Below are 21431 nucleotides of genomic sequence, written 5' to 3' on the forward strand. Positions count from 1 at the left end.
GCCTTTCTTTACAGATATTATGCATCGTATAATATTATATGTCAATGTAATTTATAAAAGAATGTGCCATCAATAAAATGCATCCCGAAGCATATTCCCTGTACGATACAAAGAATAGGAACGGTAAGAAAAAACTTTGGCTTACGTATTTTATGCCGGAAGAAAAACATTCCTATAAGACTGCCCAGAGCACCTCCGATACAAGCTATAAAAAGCAGCGTCTTCTCTGGAATCCGAAACGCATGTTCCACCGCCCTTTTCTTATCTGCCCCGTACAGTACAAAGGCAAAAAAATTTACGAGCCCGAGATAAAAAATAACGCCGTTCATACTCGTATTTCCTCCTGGAGCGTAAAGGAATAAATCACTTTTTCCTTCACCGGTTTTCTAAGGAGCCGTTCTAAAGCCTGTGCATAATACTCCAGCTGTGCATGGTATTTTCCCTTAAGCTCCCCCGCAGCACGCACTTTGTCTGTCTTATAGTCAAGTACGACCAGTCCGTCCTCCTCTTCAAAATACACATCGATAATTCCCTGTACGAGAATTGTCTCCTCTGCATCTTCTTCAGGGTATATCTCCTTCGCCTCTATCCCCAGAACAAAAGGCTGTTCTTTATATAACTTATGTTTTTTTGCCGCCCGGGACATCCTTCTTCCACTCCCGCTTTGCAAAAAAGCCAGAATATCCTCCGGCCGGATGCACGCAGCCATATCTTTTTCAAGTCTTCCTTCCATTTTTAGTTCTTCTATATATCTCTCCAGGCTTGCTTTGTCATATTCTGCCGCAAAATTCAGTAGTTCTAAAAATTTATGATACGCACTTCCCCTGGAAGCTCCCTTTAATTCTTCTTCCTCTTTTAAAAACTGCGGAACCAGCGGAATGGTGTCCGCCTCCTCATACAGCACTTCTCCGGCTTCTTCCTCCAGAGCGCTTCTTTTTTTCAGCTCTGAAACTGTAAATTTTAATTTCAGTTTTCCTTCCTTTTCGTAAGGATAGGCAAAGGAAAGCTGCCTTGCAAGCTCTTCCTTATATTCTGGCACATATATTTTCTGCACATCCCAATGCTTTAATACATCAAAAGCCAGCTCTTCCGCCTGTATTACTGTCTGCTCTTCTAAGGCCAATTCTTCCCCTTTGATCTGTTTGACCAGAATCGGAGTTTTCTGTTCTTTTATCAATACGGCAGGCAGTATCCAGTCCAGATAGCTTTTCGCCTCCGCCAGTTCCAGAAAAGGTATCTGTTCTTTCTTTCTGTCTGTCAACTCTGCCCTTTGTTTTTCCTCTTCTAAGGTCTCCTCTGCATGAGACAGGCTGCCGGTCAGAATCAGCTTTTCCTTTGCCCTGGTCATAGCAACATACAAAACCCGCATCTCTTCTCCTAAATTTTCAAGCAGCACTTCATTTTGTATCACTTTTTTAAGAAAAGACGGAGTCTTTGTCCTTCTGTCCAGGTCTACCGCATCCATTCCTACTCCCCATTGCGGATGGATGACAATCCCCCCTGACATATCCTGCATATTAAATTTCTTACCCATACCGGCGACAAAAACAATGGGAAATTCCAGTCCCTTACTTTTGTGTATACTCATAATCCTCACTGTATCTGCCTGTTCATCCTCTATGCTCGCTTCTCCATAGTCCACATCGTATTTTTTCAACTGCTCGATATAACGTACAAAATTAAACAGCCCCTTATAGCTGGTCTTCTCAAATGCTGCTGCCTTCTCTGCCAGCATATGCAGATTTGCCTTCCTCTGCCCGCCCCCGGGTACTGCCTCCATAAAAATTCCATATCCGGTATCTTCCATTATTTTCCATAGCAGCTCATGGATTGGCGTGTATGGAACCATTCCTCTGAATTTCTCATAATCTGCGAAAAATTTCTCCAGCTTCTCGTTTAATGTACCGTCCTCTTTCCCTGTCCCTTTACGCTTTTCTTTCTCCTCCATCCAGGCAGATACCGCCTCATGGAATGTAAGCTCTGGAAATGCTGTTTTTATTTCTGCCAGCTCTCTGGCATTTAACCTGCAAAATGGAGATGCAAGCACCGCCGCAAGAGGAATATCCTGCCTAAAATTGTCCAGAATCCTCAAATAATCCAAAAGCACGCTTACCTCATATGTTTCAAAATAGCCTTCCCTGCTCGCCGAATATGCCGGTATTCCCTCTTTTACCAGAATATCCGCGAATTCCTTCGCCCAGCCTTTTATACTTCTTGTCAGAATGACCATATCCCTGTACTGCGGCCGCCTGTATTCTCCGCTTTTCTTATCCAATACCCTTCCTTCTCTTAGCAGTGCTTTTATCCTTCCGGCAATCAGATAGGCTTCCTTTTCCTTTTCATCGCCGCCCGGTATCTGTTCGTCTTGTTTATCAAACAAAAGCAATTCTGTCTGATAAAGGGTATTTCCCTGCGCATCTGTCTGTGGACTATAGTCTGCTCCAGGATACAAGGCTGCGTTTTCATCGTAGGCAACGCCTCCTAACTCCTTTCTCATAATCTGTTCAAACAGAAAATTTACGCTTTCCAACACTTCGGCGCGACTTCTAAAGTTTTTGTGCAGATCTACCCTCTGTTTTTCTCCTTCTTCTGTACTGTATGTATCATATTTTTCCATGAACAGCTCCGGTCTTGAAAGCCGGAACCGGTATATACTCTGTTTCACATCCCCTACCATAAAAAGATTGTTCTTCCCCTGTCCCATACGGGATACACTGGTCAGTATCGTCTCTTGAAGCAGATTGCTGTCCTGATACTCATCTATCATCACTTCTGCAAACTGTTCCTGGTATTCTTTCGCCGCTTCTGAAGGACACAGCGCACCATCCTTTTCTTCCGTCAGAATCGCGAGCGCAGACTGTTCCATATCGTGAAAGTCAATCACATTTCTGCTCCTTTTAGCCTCCGCAAATGCTTTTGCAAACCGGCACACCAAATCAACTAATATCTGTACGGAGCCATAAGTCTTTTGCATGTCCAGCATCTGTTCTTCTGCCGCATCATAGAAAAACATTTCTTTTAGCTTGTTCACCTGCTTTTTCACACGTTCCCGCATATTTTTTACCTGTTCTTTTTTCTCTTCTGATACGGAATCATCCTTCTTAGGAGAAAGCCGTTTCCAGGCAAGCCCTTTTATTTTACCGCTGACCGCCTCGAAAGTCTCTGCCTTAAGAGCTTCTTCCAGCCCTTCTATATCGCTTTCCAGCATAGAAGCATACATATATGGCCCGTCCGCCTCCTGGCAGAGCAGCAAAGCCTGCTTTTGCGTCTCTCTCATATCAAAAAGATACTTTTTCACCTGCTTTTTCGCCTTTTCAAATACTTCTGCTCCTTCTTTATTTCCTGCTTCGTCTTTGGCCGCCTCCAAATGATAGGCTTCTGTACACTCTTGAAGCCATTTTTCAGGCTGCGGATAACTGCATGCATATTCATACAGCTTTAATATCAGCTCCTCAATCTTTCTGTCGCTGCGTCCGCTGCTGTATTTTTCTGTAAATGCGAGGAAATCTTTTTCTCCTTTTTCATATTCTTCTTCCAGCAGTTCCTCTAAAATGTCCTGTTTTAAGAGCTTTAATTCTCCTTCCTCCGCGATTCGAAAGCCTGGATCCATATCTATCACGTGAAAATGTTCTCGTATAACAGACAGGCAGAAGCTGTGAATCGTTGTTATCTGGGCGCTGTGAATCAATGTTGCCTGTCTTTGCAAATGGACATTTTCCGGCTGTACTTCTAATTCTTTTTCCACTGCCTCACGGATTCTCTCTTTCATCTCTGCGGCTGCTGCCTCTGTAAACGTCACAATCAGCAGTCTGTCCACATCTATTGGGTTTTCCTGTGCAGTCAGCATTTTTATAATACGTTCTACTAAAACAGCCGTTTTTCCTGAGCCTGCTGCCGCAGAAACGAGAATATTACGATTTCTAAGCTCAATTACTTTCTGCTGTTCCTGTGTCCATGTTACGCTCATCTGTCTTTCCTCCTGCTTTTTTCATCTGCTCCAGCGCGTCTTCCTTGGAATACTTTTCCAGCCTCCGGTATTCACACCCTTCTACACGCGGATCAAAACCACAGATGCCATGATACGCACAGTAATCACATCCGGTATCTGTACCCAGTACATAAGGTGCGGCTGTCGTCTCTCCACTTTGCATAGTTTTACAGATATGCCTCTTTAACTCTTCTGCATAATCCAAAAATAGAGAAAACTCCTCCGGAGACAATACTCTGGAATTTTTGCTTAAGCCTCCATCCTTGTTTCTTCCAATAGGGAAATAGCGGGAGGTTCCTTTTAAATCATGCTCCATGTGCTCTAGAACTTCCTCGTCCGCATTGATAATCCCATCCAGCTTCAGCTCTTTCAAAAGCTTTTCTTCCAGTTTTTCCTCATTTTCTTCCTTCTCCACGATCGGATCCTGCATACGGTAATAAAAAATTCCAGCAGGAATTACTTCTTTTCCTGGATTTTTCTTCTTCTCTACATCTAACGCCGCATTTAGGTATACGGGAAGCTGCAGCTGCAGCCCATGGCAAAATGCTGTTATATCAAAGCTTTTCATCCCTGTCTTATAATCTGTCACCTTTACATACACCTTGGAATCCTCTTTGCACGTATCTATCCTGTCAATTTTCCCGCTGCCGAAATTTAATTCATATCCACTGGGAACAAAATCCCCGCACTCCATCTGTTTTGTAAGCGCCCACACAGAGCGCCGGATCAGCTTTTTGATACGGGTAATCAGATATTCATTCCGCGCAGAGCTGTAAAGCACCGTATTTCCATAATCCAGAATACTCTCCTCCACACTCTCTTCAACCAGCCGTCCTTTTGTTTCTTCGTCTATATCCTTCCAGTTTTGGTTTCTTTCCTGGGCTTTTCTCGAAAAACGTTCCATAGAACGATGTGCAATGTTTCCCCAGTCTAAAGCTTCAAACCGGTATTCCTCCCTCTCGGAGATCTTAAGTCCATAGGACAGAAAGTGTGCATACGCACAGGCTGCAAACTTTTCTAAGCGGGTTACACTGGGTATTTGCTTCTCTCCGTATAAAAGCCGCGCCTGTTCTTCCGTAAGTTTTTCTTTTCCATGCCGGTAAAAGGCAGCATTTAATACATTTTCTACCTCGTCCTTCTCTTCCCGAACGTACCAGCTATACAGCTCCTTCCACTCCCTGTCTATCCCTGATTTTCTTTCCCGTAATCCTTCTGCCAGGCAGGAAAGCCCTGTCTTTTTTGTCAGTTCCTTTTTCAGAATCCCCTCTTCCTCCTCCATGATCTGAAGGGCCGGAAAGAGCTTTCGTATATCCTGCACCAGATATGCCGGACGAAGAGACTTTCCATCTGCTGAAGCTTTGCTGTAAGAAAGAATCAGTTTTTCGGTTGGTTTCGTCAGATTCATATATAAATAAAATTTTTGTATATATGTTTTTTCCTTCGCTCCCGGAGACAAAGTAATTTTCTCTTTCTGAAGGCGTTCTCTGTCCCGTTCTGAAAGAAGTCCTCCCGCGCCGAGATTTCCCGGAAGCAGCGTGTCGTTTACCCCTGTAAAAAACAATACTTTTATATTTTTAAGCCTTGTCCGTTCCACATCTCCAATCACAACTTGATCCAGGCTTGGAGGAATAACGCCTACCTTTGCTTCTTCCAGCCCTGCATCCAAGAGCTCGCAATATTCCTTTAATGAGATTTTCTCATCCCCCAACAGCTCTATAAATTTATCAAATAATTCCAGTGTAATCCGGTAAACCTGGGAATATTCTTTCGCCAGCGCCAGCTCTCCTGATTTCTGAAAATTCTGCTCCAGCTCTTTTAGCTTTTCCTGCATATTTTCCTGCACAAGAAATTCATATACTGCCTGTGTTATGTCTCTTACTGTCTTGCTCCTCTGTTTTAAAACAAATGTCAGATTTTCAAACTGCTCTACAAACCGGACGCGCAGATGATTCAAGGAGGAAAGCTCCTCCTTTTGTATCAAAACCGTACACCGCGCCCACACCTCCTGCCACTTTTTCCACCCTTTTATTCCTACCGCCAGCACATAATTCTCCAGTTTATCCGTCTCTTCTTTCGTAAAATCTGTCAATCCTGTCCGCAAAAACCGGAATACACTCTCATACGTAAAACTTTGTTCCACCATTGAAAGCAATCCTCTGATATATTCTACAAACGCATTCTGGAGGATACTCTTCTTATGATCCATAAAAAATGGAATTTCATACGTTTGAAATGCCTTCTCTAAGTGAGATGCATATACCTCCATATCACTGCATATTACCGCCATTTCTTTGTAACGGTATCCATTCTCCCGCACAAGCCTTCTTATCCTGGCTGCCACGAACTTGGCTTCCTCCATCGGATTTCTGATTGCATGCAGACTTACTGCATCCTGCTCCTTCTCAAACCGCCTTCTAGAATAACGGAATAATTCAGCTTCCAAAAACCCGAGCGCTGGATTTTGCCGAAATCGATAAATTGGCTTCTCATACAGGGTAACCGGTTCCTCTATTTCGGTCTGGTTTCTGCGCGCAATCTCTGTCAGAGAAGCAACCATCTGTTTGCTCAAGGCAAAAAGCTGATATGGATGCCGGTAAATAAACGGATTTTCTCTTTGATCCATCTCTACTGTTATAAGAAGCTTCCTGCAAACGCCAAGCAGTTCTCCCAGAAGCCTGTCCTGTACGGGAGTAAAGCCGGTAAAGCCGTCCAGCGCTATGACACTATCTTTTAAAATCTTAGATTTTCTGGCCACACCACTTAATACGTCAAGCAGTTCTTCCTTCGTTATATATTTATCTGCCAGATAGCTTTCAAAGCCTTCATATACCTGACGTATATCTTGCAGCTTATAGTATAAGTAACTATGCATATCCAGAGTCTCCAGCAGTGAATCTAACGCTTCAACGCCAATTCCGTACTGGGTAAATTCTGAGATGACAGACTTCACTTCACTGATATACCCCTGTTTTTTTAAATTTCCTCTAAGTACCTTCAACTCCTGCTCATAATTTCCGGCAATTTTTCTTAAGATCAGATTTTTCCCCTCATCATCCAGTATTTTTTGTCTGCCTGCTCCCGTTTCTTCAAATATTCTATGTGCAAGACGCGCAAAGCTTAAAACGTCGATATTCATAATCCCGCCCCGCGGATGTATGAGGCATAAATCTTTCTGCGTCTGCATTGTAAACTGCTCCGGCACAATCACCAGGTAATTCCTGTCAGGGTGCTTTATGGACTCCTTTACAATATAGTTATATAGATAATAGGATTTCCCGCTACCTGAATTTCCAAAAATAAACTGTAATGACATAAAGACCTCCTGTACATTTTTTGTACATAAAATGAAATTTTTAACCTCTCTCTTTACAAGGACATACACGCCAGCGTATACACGAACGCTTTCTCTGCCAGCTTATTATACCATGTCCACTAGGCTCGTGGAATACCTCGCCAAGTGCTCATATTATACCATAGAAACAAACCCCGGAATATTATTTTCTGTCCTCCCCTCTGCCAAAGCCCAAAAAGAACCATTGACATCTCCTTTCCATTTCTGTTAATATAGAGGCGATGTATAAAACAATACATTCCGTTTATTAAAAAAAGAAATAGAAAAGCAGTAATTATCATTTTTATTGCTTTTTGTAAGATTGGAGATGAAAAGATGAAGAAACTTTCCTGTTAATTACATGTGCACAATAAATTCCAGGCAGAAGTCTGTCATTTTTTGTTGTGCCAGCGCAGGAAAGTTCTTTCATTTATTCGGATTTACTTTGTACCTTGGCAGGAGTTTTGTATGCTCCTGTATAAGAACTGTAATCAAAAGGAACCGTTGAAAAGCTTTTCTGCGGTTCCTTTTATTGTTTTAAAGATTGGAGGTACAATTCTATGTCTATCATACAGATAAATGAACTGACTTTTTGTTATGAAAACAGTTACAATATTCTTTTCGATCACGTTTCCTTTCAGCTTGATACAGACTGGAAACTTGGATTTATCGGAAGAAATGGAAGAGGCAAAACAACCTTCTTAAAACTGCTGATGAAACAGTATGCATACACCGGCAGTATTCATGCCTCTGAAGATTTTGCATATTTTCCATTCCCTATAGAAAATCCTTCTGCTATCACTCTCCATATACTGGAACATTTGAATCCCGATATAGAGCTGTGGCAGATTTCCAAAGAGTTAAACCAGATGGAGACATGCCCAGGAGACATTCTCTACCGTCCTTTTTGCACACTCAGCCAGGGAGAACAGACGAAGGTGCTTCTTGCAGCTCTTTTTCTCAGGGAAAATACATTTTTGCTTATTGACGAACCCACAAACCATTTAGACGCACAGGCACGACAAAAGGTAGCAGACTATCTCTCTTCTAAAAAAGGATTTATTCTTGTCTCCCATGATCGAGCCTTTCTCGATACCTGTATTGACCATGTGCTTGTACTCAACCGTCAAAATATAGAAGTACAAAAAGGAAATTTCTCCTCATGGTACGCAAACAAACAAGCGACAGACCGTTTGGAAGAAGCTCGAAACGCAAAACTGAAAAAAGATATTCGAAAATTGGATATTGCATCTAAACGGACATCAATCTGGGCCGATAAAATAGAACAGACAAAAACAGGAACTCGCACCGCCGGCCTGCGCCCTGATCGCGGACATATCGGACATCAATCTGCCAAGATGATGAAACGGGCTAAATCGTTAGAAGCCCGTCAGCAGACTGCTTTGATTGAAAAAAGAGGGCTGCTTAAAAATATAGAAAAGGTTCCCCCTCTAAAACTCAATCCACTCAACTTCCACACAGACAGATTATTGTCTTTACAAAAGCTTACTGTCACTTATGACAAGAAGCCTCTGTTTGCTCCACTTACACTGGAACTCCATACCGGAGACCGCATTGCTCTGACAGGAAAAAACGGCTACGGTAAATCAAGTATTTTGAAGCTCCTCGTCGGAAAAGCAATTCCTTTTCAAGGAAACTATACAATTGCTTCCGGTTTGAAAATATCTTATGTCCCACAAGATGCCTCCTTCCTAAGAGGTACCCTCCCAGACTTCGCTGAAAAAGCAAATATAAATGAGGCTTTATTTAAAACAGTTTTGGCCCATTTGGGGATACCGAGCAACCAATTTGAACAAAATATGGAGCTGTTCAGTGAAGGGCAAAAGAAAAAAATTTTGCTGGCCTCCTCCTTGTGTCAGGAAGCTCACTTGTTTTTATGGGATGAGCCCCTTAATTTTATTGATATTTTCTCCCGTATGCAGTTGGAAGAGCTTCTATTAAAGTACAAGCCTACGCTCCTCTTCATAGAGCACGACCATACCTTCACGCAAAATATTGCAACAGAAATCATACCACTATAATAAAAACAGACAGAATTCCATCTCATACTCTTACATGTGTACTTGATATGGATTCTGTCTGTTTCTTTTAATAATACCAGTTTAAGTCACAATTATTTTAACATTTCCAGCACAGCGCTTTTGGGTTTTGCCCCCATGTCCCTTGCAGTGACTTCTCCGTTTTTAATCACTACGAAAGTAGGAATACTCATCACGCCATATTTCTGCGCAATCGCCATCTCCTCATCTATATTGACCTTACATACCTTTGCATCTGTCACTTCGTTGGAGATTTCTTCTACAACCGGCCCCATCATCTGGCATGGTCCGCACCAGTCTGCATAGAAATCGATCAATACCGGTTTATCTGACTGCATTACTTCCTGTTCAAAATTTGCCTCTGTCAATTTTATTACTGCCATATTTCTACTCCTCCTGTCTCCTCTATACTAAGGAATTTCTTTTTAAGTTTCTGACAATCTGTATGAACAGATTGCCTTTGTTATGCTCTTAGTATACCACAATACAGAAAAATGTCTGTGACAAAATCACATTTTACAGGAAATTCTTCTGTTATATTTTTCCCAAACGCCTGACATCCAAAAGTTCTATTTTCCCTCTTGTCAGCTTCACTAGTCCATCCGTCTGAAACTGCTTTAAAAGTCTGGTTACTACTTCTCTTGCAGTGCCTACATCCTTTGCCAGCGCCTCGTGGGTAATGGAGAATACATCCTGTTTTTCTAATGCCCGATGCTCCAAAAGAGAGCCAGCAAGCCGAGATGCCACATTCGAAAATACATACTGATGAAACAGCCACATCACATCGGAAAATTTTTCGGAAATCATTTCTACTGTGTAATCCTTCACAGCACTGTTAGCGTCGTACAGCTCTTTATAAACAGACTTTGGGATCGTACAGAGAATCGTATCTGTCTCCATTTCCATATCCAATTCAATATCCATTCCGTTGAGCATACACGCGGCGCTCAAAATACTCACATCACCCTCCAGCAGACGAAACAAAGTAATTTCCCCACCGTTTTGTGATGTAATAAACACACGCGCCCTGCCTTGTTCGATCACCTGAACGCCGGCACACTCTCCTCCGCCAAAATGAAGGAGCGAATGTTTCACGCAAGAAGACCTTGTCGTCTTAGAGACCAGTTTTCTTTTCTCTTTCTCTGTCAAATTTTCCCAAAACGGCAGCGCCTGCCTCAATAATTCTTCCATTACGCCTCGTCAATCGCCTTACCGATGTCCTGTCTCATATACTTATTGTCAAACTGTATCCACTCTGTCGCTTTATACGCATTTGCACGCGCCTCTTTTAAATCTTTTCCTTTGGCAGTCACGCCGAGCACACGTCCGCCATTCGTCACGATTTTTCCGTTCTCTTTTTTCGTTCCCGCGTGGAAACAATAATATCCGTCCTGGCCTTTGAATTTCTCCAGACCTTCTATGGGAAAGCCTTTCTCATATTTCACCGGATACCCGTCAGAGGCAAGTACCACGCAGACAGCAGCGTTGTCCTCAAACTGGAGCTCCAGCTTATTCAGTGTACCGTCTATACATGCCTCAATTACGTCGATCATGTCATTTTTCATTCGCGGAAGTACGACCTGTGCCTCCGGATCCCCAAAACGAGCGTTATATTCCAGTACCTTAGGGCCTTCTGCCGTCAGCATAAGACCAAAGAAGATAACCCCCTTAAAGGGCCGCCCTTCTGCCGCCATGGCGTCTACCGTAGGCTGATAGATATATTTTTCGCAAAATGCTTCTACTTCTTTTGTGTAGAACGGACTTGGAGAAAATGTCCCCATTCCTCCGGTATTTAAGCCGGTGTCCCCGTCTCCGGCACGTTTATGATCCTGGGCTGAGGTCATGGTCTTGATCGTCTTTCCATCTACAAAGGAAAGAACAGATACTTCTCTTCCTGTCATAAATTCCTCGATCACCATCTCATTGCCGGCGGTTCCGAATTTCTTATCCAGCATAATTGTCTTTACGCCTTCTTTTGCCTCTTCTAAATTCTGACAGATCAATACTCCTTTTCCGAGTGCAAGTCCATCCGCTTTCAAGACAATCGGAAATTTCGCTGTCTCCAGATACACAAGTGCTTTCTCTGGATCTGTAAAATTCTCGTACGCTGCAGTTGGAATATGATATTTCTTCATCAAATTTTTAGAAAATGCCTTGGAGCCCTCCAATATCGCGGCATTTTTTCTTGGGCCAAACGTGCGGATACCGGCTTTTTCCATCTCATCCACCAGCCCGCCTACCAGTGGATCGTCCATTCCCACAATACACAGATCGATTTCTTTTTCTGTCGCAAATGTTACCAGTTTTTCAAATTCCATCGCCCCAATCTCTACACACTGCGCATATTCGGCGATTCCTGCATTTCCCGGGGCGCAGTATATTTCACTTACTCTCTCACTCTTTGCCACAGAATACGCGATGGCATGCTCTCTTCCTCCGCTTCCAACAATCAATACTTTCATTCGTATTCTCCTCTTACTTATATAATCACCGTTTTTTTATCTTCTACCTTCACTTTACCGTTTGCAATCAAGTCTATCGCCTGCGGAAGAATCTTCCACTCTGCCTGCTCCATCACTCTGCGCTGCAGTATCTCGGGTGTATCTTCCGGCAGCACTTCCACTGCTTTTTGCAAGAGTATCGGCCCCGTATCTGTCCCTTCGTCCACAAAATGTACCGTTGCTCCGGCAACCTTTACACCACGCGCAAGTGCAGCCTCATGTACCTTCAGTCCGTAAAAACCTGTACCACAAAAAGAAGGAATTAAAGACGGATGAATATTAATCATACGGTTTGCATACTTCGCTGTCATCTTAGGCGGAATCACGACCAGGAAACCTGCAAGTACAATCAAATCTGGTGAAAATGCGTCCACCGTCTTTAGTAACTCCTCATTAAAGCTTTCCCTCGATACATACTCCTTCGGAGAAACACATATATTTGCTATCCCGTTTATTCTGGCACGTTCCAGAGCATAGGCATTTCTATTGTTGCTGATAACTCCTGCAATCTCCGTATTGGAAATCGTACCGTCTTTTACACCGTCGATAATTGCCTGCAGGTTTGTCCCTCCGCCGGACACCATCACGACAATTCTTAACATAAGGTAACTCCTTTTTCTCCCGCTTCGATTTGTCCAACTACATAGGGCCTCTCTCCTGCTGCTTCTACTGCTGCCATTGCTTTTTTTACATCTGCCGCTTCTACTGCCAGCACCATGCCAAGCCCCATATTGAATGTATTATACATCATATGCTCTTCAATGTCTCCGTCTACAGACAACATCTGGAAAATAGGCGGAATCGGATAGCTGTCCTTTTTTATCACCGCACGAGTCCCCTCTTTTAACATGCGCGGAACATTCTCATAAAATCCGCCCCCTGTAATATGGCTGCATGCTTTGATTGTCACACCGGCATCTTTTATACTTCTTAATGCTTTTACATAGATTTTTGTCGGAGCAAGCAGCGCCTCTCCCAACGTACAGCCCAAGCTGTCATAATATGTATCCAGCGCTTCTCTTTTCATGTTAAACACTTTTCTGACAAGGGAAAAACCATTGCTGTGCACACCGGAGGAAGCCATGCCAATCAAAACGTCTCCTGGTTTTAATTCCTTCCCTGTTATTAAATCCTTCTCATCCACCACACCGACTGCAAATCCCGCAAGATCATACTCATCTTCCGGATAAAAGCCCGGCATTTCCGCTGTTTCTCCTCCGATCAGGGCAGCATTTGACTGCTTGCAGCCCTCCGCGACACCGCTGACGATCGTCGCGATTTTTTCAGGTTCATTTTTTCCACATGCAATGTAATCCAGGAAAAACAACGGTTCTCCTCCTGCGCATGCAATATCATTGACACACATTGCTACACAGTCAATCCCTATCGTATCATGCTTTTCTAAAATAAACGCCAGCTTTAACTTTGTGCCGACGCCGTCAGTGCCCGACACAAGCGTTGGCTTTTCCATATTTTTAAACTTTTCCATTGAAAAAGCTCCGGAAAACCCTCCCAGATTCGTCAAAACCTCCGGACGCATGGTTTCCTGCACATGCTTTTTCATTAATTCTACTGATTTATAGCCTGCTTCTATATCCACACCCGCATTTTTATAATCCATACCGCTTATCTCCTATTTTCTGTTCAGATATTCTTCATATCCAAGTTCATTTAATTTATCTGCTTTTCCCTGTACGGTCTCTTTCATTTCCTGAGAATACGCTTTTAATTTATTTAAGATCTCTTCATCTGAAGTGGCAAGAATCTTTGCCGCAAGTATCGCTGCATTCATTCCTCCGTCAATGGCAACCGTTGCAACCGGAATTCCCGGCGGCATCTGTACAATCGAATATAGCGCGTCCACTCCGTCTAAGTTTTTTCCAGACATTGGCACACCGATAACCGGCATTGGAAAAAGCGCTGCGCACATTCCCGGAAGATGCGCTGCCATACCTGCTCCAGCGATAATTACTTTGATTCCTTTTCCTTCTGCTGCCTTTGCCCAATCAAAAAATACGTCCGGCATACGGTGTGCAGAGATAATTGTCATTTCATAATCGATCCCCAGCTTCTCAAGCATGGAAGCAGCCTTGCTCATCACCTTTAAATCAGAGTCACTGCCCATTACAATTCCTACTTTTGGCATTTGGTTACCACCTTTCTTTACTTTCTTGACAAGAACGCAAAACATTAAAAATGCCTGCTTTCTTATCCGAACAGAATCCTTTGTATTTATTATAATTCCTTATCAAGCGGTTCATTGAGAACTTTTGTCCCTTCCAGCACAAACCGCCCATCCTTTAATAGTATAATCGTTTTCCCTTCTTTTGTCACTACACTTATTTCTTCTAACTCTTCATAAGGTATGGTTATATCTGTATGACACTGAAAGTATGCTTTTTGTACATCCTCTTTGCGCAAAACCGAGATAGAATTGTCTTTTGCTACAATCTCCTTGCCATTTGGATTATAGACACGAATGTCCTCACTCCAACTGTAACATGTGTCTCCCACCGCAAAATGCGGGCCTGTTTTTTCTGCAATCAGAATCGGCATCTTCTCCTCTATTCCATATTTCCTGGCCGCCACATATGCCGTAGTATTTGTGCCAATGGCAAACTCACCGAGCGGCAGACTGTCGTGGCTGTGGAGTATATTATCATAGATGTATTCTCTGTTCTCTTCTTCAGAATCGAAATTCTTACAAGTATAGTCTGTCACCCGCCCTTCCTTAAATTCCAGCCTCAAATCCTTGTACTGCAGACCGTTTAAATAAACCTTACTTACATGCAGGACTCCTTCGGTTCCCTCTAAAACCGGAGAAGTAAACACCTCTCCCACAGGAATATTGACATCCGCAACACAGTTTTCAAATATGGTTTCTCTCTTCTTATCTTTCAATGGATACAGTTGGATTTTTATATCTGTCTGGTTCTTCCCTTTTCCAGTCACATGGACATATTCACCTTCGTCCAACGCATCAATCAACGTCTGCTGTACTCTCTCATAGAGAGCCGCGTCCAATGTGTTAATACGGATGACCTCGTCAAAGATTTCCTCATACTTCTCCCCGATTTCCGGAACGGGATAGGCGATAATCGTAAAACTGCGTTCCTCTCCCTTAATATACTGGTTCGTGATCTGTCCGGATTTACTGTCATAAGCAAGAGAAATTTTACGCTGCTTTTCGCTGTAGGAAGGCGCTTCTTTTTTTGCCTCTGGTGAAAATGGAGTCTCTCCAAAAATCTCCATAACTGCCGGCCCCGCAAAGCAAGCCGCCTGTTCCTTATTTTTCTCATACGTATCCTTAAGCACATCCAGCTTACGTTCCATATACCGTTTGTCCATAAACAATGCCTGATCCATACGGTGATCGTAATCATACTGTTTATTTGCAGTACCGCCGCAATACCCGATTTTATACTGCTCCTTCTTCGTAATCACACTGGAAGCTGCCCTGTAAATAACTGGTTTTAGCCCCATTTCTGCAAAATTCTGGACAGCCTGCCTTACTACCCTCTCAAAGCCAAGTGTATAACGAATATTCACAACGGACTTTTTTGACAAATCCTTTCCTGTATTGATAAAGCCTATTCGATACCCCTCTGTAAATACATCTGCCATCTTCTGGATAGTCTCTTCTGGAAGCGCATGCAGATGTTTTGCAGTCTGAAGTTCATTCTCTGTAATATACTCCCCAAAGCAATACAGATATTTATTACTTTCCAGATCTGCTTTTTCAATCCATTCTGCCGCGAAGGATTCCTCTGGATAAAGCTGCTCCTCAATCCGTTCCTTTAAAAATACGTCACAGTAATCACTGGCATACCAATATAAAATATCTCGTATCGTCTTATAGTCCGGCTCCTTTTCCTCCTCAAAACAATGATACACTTCTAAAAACAGCTCATTTAAAATCGTCAGATAATCCATTCGGTTCTCAAAGGCGTACGGAATCCCTGCACGAAATTCCGCATACAGACAGCTTAACAGCACTCCCAGCTCCTCCCCCAGCTTTTCGGAGGCATACGTCGGATTTGCGTAACTTTTCTCGTAAGCCTTTCCGACAATATCTGCATATAATGTATCATTTATCTCTTTCATATCTGAAATTTCCATTGAAGAAAACGCTCCGCTTTCCACTTTTCGCCGAACCGCCTCCAGTTCCAGCAGAAATGCTGCCATCATCTGAAAATACGGACAGTACTTCTCCCCTGTTGTTTCCTCTGTCACAATCGTTTTCAGTCTGTCTGTTGATAACTGATGTCGTTCTTTATATGCTTCATTTTTTTTCGCCTGCCGCACAAACCATTCCATTTATCTCAATCCTCCTATAAATATCATAAGCAGAAATACTAAAATTAACATATTTCCCACTATACCTATTTTACAGGTAATATAATTTTTTTCTCTCTCCCTTAAGCCTTTCATTCCTGCCCTTACTCCAAGGATACCCAGAACAATAGATAAAATTCCAAGTCCTCCAATAAATCCTGCCGTTTTCCCACTCATTAAAAAAGAGATAAGAATACAGGCGGCTACTATCAAGACTGCTGCAAGGACATAAAAACAGGAATATACGCCCATCCTGGAGTGTTTCAGTTTTGCCTGTCCGTATTTCCTTGTTCCTCTCTTTTTCCTCTCTCGTTCCTTCTGTCTGTCTTTAGTGCTTTTTTCGTTTCCGAACATACTGTTTTCTCCTTATTCCATTGCAGATTATAAATAAAATATATCCGACAATGCCTCCTGTCGTATTCAGCAGAAGATCATCGACATCAAAACTCCCTACTTTCGAAAATAGCTGAAAAATCTCTACACAAAGGCTTAAACCTAAGCTGTATACAAATGTCTTTGACAAGCCTCTGGATTTGCTCGCCATTGAAATAAAGAAACCATATGGAACAAAAATCAAGATGTTGCCAAACAGGTTTGTAAATACTGCAAATGCTCCCAATGTTTCTCTATATATAATAAACCGCTTTATCTCTTTAAATAATACCAGATTATAACTATATTCCTGCAGCACTCCTGTCCTTCCATACCAATCTGAAAAGATTAAGAAATACAATAAAAATATAAGATACAGCACAAACAGTATCTTTCCGAGTGCCCGAATTTTTTTAATATGCTGCCTGCTCAAAAATACTACTCCTTCTTGTAATGCCAAATCTCCTGTTTATTCTAAATATAAGGTATAAAAGGGGATGTGCAAACATCCCCTTTTTTATACTGTATGTCCTCTTTGAAACAGACATATCTAAAATGTAATTTCTTTCTTATCTTTAAGCAGGCGAGCCCCATTTACAATCGTCAGTATCCCTGCCGCTATTCCTGTAACCATTATAATAATTCCCAAAGCAATATTCCCTGCTCCTGTACTGCGCATTGTACGGTACGCTTTTTCCATAAACCTGCCTCCTTATTTTACTCCATATATTTTATAATATGAATCTATCGCCGTTTTTAATGTATCATCAATCACAATTTTTCCATTGCACGGTTTATTATAGAGATGTGCTACAACCTCCTCCATTGTTACAATTGCATTTGTATCAAAACCGTACAACTCTTTCACTTCCTCAAGTGCGCTCTTTTCTCCGCCTTTTCCTACTTCCATACGGTTTAAAGAAACCATAAGCCCAACGATTTCCACATCCGCTGCTCCTCTTACCTTCGGAACCGTCTCTTCCATAGATTTTCCGGAAGTTGTAACATCTTCAATCATTACAACTCTGTCCCCATCCTGAATCTTACTGCCTAGAAAACTCCCTTTATCCGCACCATGATCCTTTTCTTCTTTACGGTCAGAACAATAGCGGATTTCTTTTCCATATAATTCACTGTATGCAACTGCTGTCACCACACTGATCGGAATCCCCTTATATGCCGGTCCAAATAAAACATCGAAGTCATCCCCATATACGTCATGGATCGCCTTTGCATAGTATTCCCCCAGCTTCTTTAACTGCGAACCAGTAACATAAGCACCTGCATTCATAAAAAACGGTGACTTTCTGCCGCTCTTTAACATAAATTCACCGAATTTCAGCACATCACTTTCTACCATAAATTCGATAAATTCCTGCTTGTATTGTTCCATATCCTTAAAACCTCCTGTATTTACAGGCTTTTGCAAGCCTTTCTATCTTATTTTTATTCTCTGCAGCACCAACTTTACACCATTTTCGGTTTAGCTGCACCGTCTTTCAAACCTCTCCATTTTCTCAAACAGAGTATCTTCCGCCGAGTGATTTTCCCATCACTTCCTTCTTTCCTAATAAAATCAGGAAAAGAACTATTAAATCTTTTCAATTTTAACACAGTTTCATGTTTATTTCAATCGAGAAACACCTCTCAAAATCGCACGATAATTCCTCTTTTTTTCGTATTGCTTCCCTAATCAGTATGCCCCCTTCTTTTTTTATTCAATTTCTTTCATAAGGTGCTTTTCTTGTTTCTCCCTTTCTTTTCTCGTCATCGTAAAACCTAGTTTATACTCTGTGTACAATATCTTTTCTGTAATTTTTACCGTTCCTAACAAATCTATTTCTTCAACAATATCCAACGCATAACGATACCCCATATAGAATGAATATCTCAAGACTCCTAACTCTTTTTCTCCAAAAGTACAAAAAAATGTCGTCATTTGTTCTGAGTCATGTTCTTTTAAACTTTTTTGTATTCTTTCAAATATTTCATTTGTTCTTGTTTTACGCTCATAATATTTTCTATGTTTTCTCATATTGGGCATCGTCAGAAGATTATCATGTACATATTCATCAAAAGGAGATTTTGTACTTTCTTCCATAAAGTATTGTTCAAAACCAGAATACAGCCCTTTTTTAAATCCAAAGCTTATACAATATTTATAATTTTCCTCATATAATTCTTCTATCGTCTTTAACCCTGCTTTCTGGTCATCATCTAAAATTCGTTCCAAGGATTTTCTACTTTCTTGATATTCTTTTTCAACATCATGCAAACATTTTTCTCGCATTTCTTTAAAATACATTTTTAAAATCTTATCTAATAATTCTTCTACTCCTATTTTTTGTGTCAATATTTTTAATTCTTCTCCAATAATCATTTCAGACCTCCTAATCTTTCATTTCAAAAAATAAAATGTACTTAAAACAAGTCCATATTAGGCATAACTGTTCTCACATTTCATACAATAAGCATATCATTTGAACTTATTTTGTACTTATATTTAAAGAAAAATGGAGAATCTCTATGGAAAAAGATAAACATCTAGGACTCCGCATTGATTCAGAAACGCACAAGAAATTAAAGAGCTTATCTGAATTTGACGGACGTTCCATAAATGGCGAAGTCTTATATCTTATTCGTCAGGCAATCTCACAGCACGAAAAAAAACATGGCACTTTAAAATAATTTCCATGCTAAATCTGCCAAAGTGGACTAGTTCTAGTCCCATTTTATCACTTTCCTTTACTAAGATAAAGTTCTAAGCGAACTTATTTTAAGTTCTTTCAGAAGAGGTTAGTATGGAACAGAAAATCAAACAGATAGACGGTAATATTGGAAATAACATTCGCAGAATCCGCCTTGAAAAAGGAATAAAGCAAACAACACTTGTCCGTATGCTACAACTACAAAATGTGAACATCACAAGAGAATCCCTTGTAAAAATCGAGAGGGGTATTCAACACATTTCCGTTTCACAGCTTCGAGGTATTCGCGATTGTTTGGAAACCACATACGATAAACTACTGGAATAATTTTCTAAATAACATAAAATTTTACACAGGTTTTCTCACTCTATAAAAGAATGACTCATAATATAGAATTCTTCCTGGCTCGGCTGAACTCTTTTTTCCAGTTTTTCCAATGTATCATCATATCTTTTTGCTTCTTCCTCTTTCACTGCCATTACAGGACTGTCGTAATAAAACCATTGGCTCCCGTCCAGCGTATTGGGAATCAATTCTTTTGCCATCATTGCCGCCGGATATTTCCCGCCTTCCACACAAATATTATACTTTTTGCAGCTTTTAAATCCACGGCTTACATAATTGGCAGGACTGCCAAATATAACTATCACATCATAACCAAGTGACACTGCTTTCTCAAAAGAATATTCCATAAGCATTTTCCCATATCCCATTCTCTGATACTCCGGAGCAATACTGACAGGCCCAAAGGTAAGAATCTCCTTCTCCTTTCCATTTCTATCCACTAGTTTTGCCTTTGTATACATGATATTCCCTATAATTTGTCCGTCCAGCTCAAGCACAAAGTCCAGCTCCGCTATAAAATCTTTATGTCCGCGCATATTATGGACCAAATAGTGCTCTATACAGCCTGGAATATAAAGATTATAAAACGCCCGTCTTGTAATATCCTCCACTATTTTATAGTCTGCATCTTTTTCATTTCGTATATTTATCATGTCAGATTCTCCTTTCCTATTGCATAGTTCTGTCCTTTCAGGTCAGATATATGCTGCTTTATTCTGTCTGTGATTCATTACCAAAAGATGCAGGCTGCACGCAACAGTCTGCATCTCTTATTATCCGTCGAATATTTATATAGCTTGCTATAATCTTCTTTATCTTTTTGCTTCAATTGCACTGCTTATGTCCTTCACCATCGCCTCTACCGCTGCCCTGGAAGCATCTCCAAAATTCTGCGCACCATATTTTGCATATGCTTCCTGCTTATATGCCGCAATGATACCACGAGAAGAATTTACGATTGCTCCAAGACCGTCCGCATTGAAAAAGTGTACTAAATCTTTTCCCTGTCCGCCCTGAGCGCCATATCCTGGAACTAGGATATACGCTTTTGGCATAATTTCCCGCAGCACTTTTCCCAATTCAGGATAGGTGGCACCTACAACAGCGCCGATGTAGCTGTATGCATCTCCCATACATTCTTCTCCCCACTCTGCTACTTTTTCTCCAACCAACTCATAGAGCGGGCGTCCTTCTATCAAACGATCCTGAAACTCCCCGCTGGAAGGATTGGACGTCTTTACCAAAATAAACAACCCTTTCTTTTCTTTTTTACACACGTCAATAAACGGGTTCACACCATCTGAACCAAGATATGGATTCACAGTCACAAAATCTTCTCCAAACGGAATACATTCATTTCCCCTTATATTTACCCTGCCCAGATGCCCTGTCGCATAAGCAGCGGACGTAGAGCCTATATCCCCTCTTTTTATATCTCCGATCACAACCAGATCCTTTGATTTACAGTAATCTACGGTTCTTTTAAATACCTCTATACCTGGAATTCCAAACTGTTCATACATAGCAATCTGCGGTTTTACTGCCGGTATCAGATCATAGGTCTTGTCAATGATTTCTTTATTGAACTGCCAGACTGCCTGCGCAGCTCCCTCAAGAGTCTCTCCGAATTCTGAAAATGCCGCTTCTTGTATATGCTCTGGAATATAATTTAACATCGGATCCAACCCAACAACAATCGGAGCTCCTGTTTTTTTAATCTTTTCCACTAACTTGTTAATCATGCTTTTTCCTCTTTCTCTCTATGTTTTTTGGTACTTTTTGCAGCACAAT

The 21431-nt window shown here is 41.4% G+C and carries 20 protein-coding genes; 3 read left to right on the forward strand and 17 right to left on the reverse strand.

Annotated elements, in window-relative coordinates; translation table 11 throughout:
- Positions 1-41 precede the first annotated feature (41 nt).
- From H8S37_RS06945 to H8S37_RS06955, 3 genes are read right to left on the reverse strand one after another with little or no spacing between them, the layout of a single operon-like run.
- Positions 42-329: a DUF1294 domain-containing protein gene (locus tag H8S37_RS06945; protein WP_186875268.1), complete on the reverse strand. Its 288-nt coding sequence runs from the start codon at positions 327-329 to the stop codon at positions 42-44.
- Positions 326-3967 carry a helicase-exonuclease AddAB subunit AddA gene (gene addA, locus H8S37_RS06950; RefSeq protein ID WP_186875269.1) on the reverse strand — a complete coding sequence of 1214 codons (3642 nt, stop codon included), beginning with the start codon at positions 3965-3967 and terminating at the stop codon, positions 326-328. Before addA ends, H8S37_RS06945 begins: the two co-directional genes overlap by 4 nt.
- Positions 3927-7301: a PD-(D/E)XK nuclease family protein gene (locus H8S37_RS06955; RefSeq protein WP_186875270.1), complete on the reverse strand. Its 3375-nt coding sequence runs from the start codon at positions 7299-7301 to the stop codon at positions 3927-3929. Before H8S37_RS06955 ends, addA begins: the two co-directional genes overlap by 41 nt.
- A 578-nt stretch (positions 7302-7879) precedes the next feature.
- On the opposite strand from H8S37_RS06955, the gene abc-f reads away from it, so the two are divergent.
- On the forward strand, positions 7880-9361 hold the full coding sequence (abc-f, locus tag H8S37_RS06960; protein WP_186875271.1) for a ribosomal protection-like ABC-F family protein: 1482 nt from the start codon (positions 7880-7882) through the stop codon (positions 9359-9361).
- 92 nt (positions 9362-9453) lie between these two features.
- Here the strand turns inward: abc-f and trxA are convergent, their stop codons facing one another.
- The 12 genes from trxA to H8S37_RS07020 all read right to left on the reverse strand — a co-directional run bounded on the left by trxA (position 9454) and on the right by H8S37_RS07020 (position 18967).
- Positions 9454-9762, reverse strand: a complete 309-nt coding sequence (trxA, locus tag H8S37_RS06965; RefSeq protein ID WP_186875272.1) for a thioredoxin — start codon at positions 9760-9762, stop codon at positions 9454-9456.
- Between the two features lie 151 nt (positions 9763-9913).
- Complete coding sequence (locus H8S37_RS06970) at positions 9914-10570, reverse strand: Crp/Fnr family transcriptional regulator (protein ID WP_186875273.1); 657 nt, start codon at positions 10568-10570, stop codon at positions 9914-9916.
- Entirely contained in the window at positions 10570-11841 is a 1272-nt protein-coding gene (gene purD, locus H8S37_RS06975) for a phosphoribosylamine--glycine ligase (protein ID WP_186875274.1), read from the reverse strand. The genes H8S37_RS06970 and purD overlap by 1 nt, the downstream gene beginning before the upstream one ends.
- Before the next feature lie 17 nt (positions 11842-11858).
- Positions 11859-12482, reverse strand: a complete 624-nt coding sequence (purN, locus tag H8S37_RS06980) for a phosphoribosylglycinamide formyltransferase (protein ID WP_186875275.1) — start codon at positions 12480-12482, stop codon at positions 11859-11861.
- Positions 12476-13501: a phosphoribosylformylglycinamidine cyclo-ligase gene (gene purM / locus H8S37_RS06985; protein WP_186875276.1), complete on the reverse strand. Its 1026-nt coding sequence runs from the start codon at positions 13499-13501 to the stop codon at positions 12476-12478. Before purM ends, purN begins: the two co-directional genes overlap by 7 nt.
- 12 nt (positions 13502-13513) lie before the next feature.
- A complete protein-coding gene (gene purE / locus H8S37_RS06990) occupies positions 13514-14026 on the reverse strand; it encodes a 5-(carboxyamino)imidazole ribonucleotide mutase (RefSeq protein ID WP_186875277.1) in 513 nt (170 codons plus the stop codon).
- An 89-nt stretch (positions 14027-14115) separates the two neighbouring features.
- Entirely contained in the window at positions 14116-16197 is a 2082-nt protein-coding gene (locus tag H8S37_RS06995) for an aminopeptidase (RefSeq protein WP_186875278.1), read from the reverse strand.
- Positions 16198-16569, reverse strand: a complete 372-nt coding sequence (locus tag H8S37_RS07000; RefSeq protein WP_186875279.1) for a DUF6142 family protein — start codon at positions 16567-16569, stop codon at positions 16198-16200.
- Positions 16544-17047 (reverse strand): VanZ family protein, encoded by a 504-nt coding sequence (locus tag H8S37_RS07005; RefSeq protein WP_330604873.1) that lies wholly within the window; start codon positions 17045-17047, stop codon positions 16544-16546. The genes H8S37_RS07000 and H8S37_RS07005 overlap by 26 nt, the downstream gene beginning before the upstream one ends.
- 90 nt (positions 17048-17137) lie before the next feature.
- A complete protein-coding gene (locus H8S37_RS07010; protein WP_186875280.1) occupies positions 17138-17287 on the reverse strand; it encodes a hypothetical protein in 150 nt (49 codons plus the stop codon).
- 12 nt (positions 17288-17299) lie between these two features.
- Positions 17300-17980, reverse strand: a complete 681-nt coding sequence (gene pyrE / locus H8S37_RS07015; RefSeq protein WP_186875281.1) for an orotate phosphoribosyltransferase — start codon at positions 17978-17980, stop codon at positions 17300-17302.
- Between the two features lie 321 nt (positions 17981-18301).
- Positions 18302-18967, reverse strand: coding sequence for a hypothetical protein (locus H8S37_RS07020; protein ID WP_186875282.1), 666 nt, complete (start codon positions 18965-18967; stop codon positions 18302-18304).
- 146 nt (positions 18968-19113) lie between these two features.
- On the opposite strand from H8S37_RS07020, the gene H8S37_RS07025 reads away from it, so the two are divergent.
- Both H8S37_RS07025 and H8S37_RS07030 read left to right on the forward strand, forming a co-directional pair.
- Positions 19114-19275 carry an Arc family DNA-binding protein gene (locus H8S37_RS07025; RefSeq protein ID WP_186875283.1) on the forward strand — a complete coding sequence of 54 codons (162 nt, stop codon included), beginning with the start codon at positions 19114-19116 and terminating at the stop codon, positions 19273-19275.
- Between the two features lie 113 nt (positions 19276-19388).
- On the forward strand, positions 19389-19622 hold the full coding sequence (locus H8S37_RS07030) for a helix-turn-helix domain-containing protein (RefSeq protein WP_186875284.1): 234 nt from the start codon (positions 19389-19391) through the stop codon (positions 19620-19622).
- 35 nt (positions 19623-19657) lie between these two features.
- Here H8S37_RS07030 and H8S37_RS07035 read toward each other — a convergent pair whose 3' ends face one another.
- Together H8S37_RS07035 and pyrF are read right to left on the reverse strand one after the other, a co-directional pair.
- The gene (locus H8S37_RS07035) at positions 19658-20293 is read right to left on the reverse strand and encodes a GNAT family N-acetyltransferase (protein ID WP_186875285.1); all 636 of its coding nucleotides are present in this window, start codon (positions 20291-20293) and stop codon (positions 19658-19660) included.
- Positions 20294-20452: 159 nt separating this feature from the next.
- Complete coding sequence (pyrF, locus tag H8S37_RS07040) at positions 20453-21382, reverse strand: orotidine-5'-phosphate decarboxylase (RefSeq protein WP_186875286.1); 930 nt, start codon at positions 21380-21382, stop codon at positions 20453-20455.
- Between the last annotated feature and the right edge of the window lie 49 nt (positions 21383-21431).

The sequence above is a fragment of the Mediterraneibacter hominis genome, assembly GCF_014287475.1.
In the GTDB taxonomy this organism is placed as follows: domain Bacteria; phylum Bacillota; class Clostridia; order Lachnospirales; family Lachnospiraceae; genus Mediterraneibacter; species Mediterraneibacter hominis.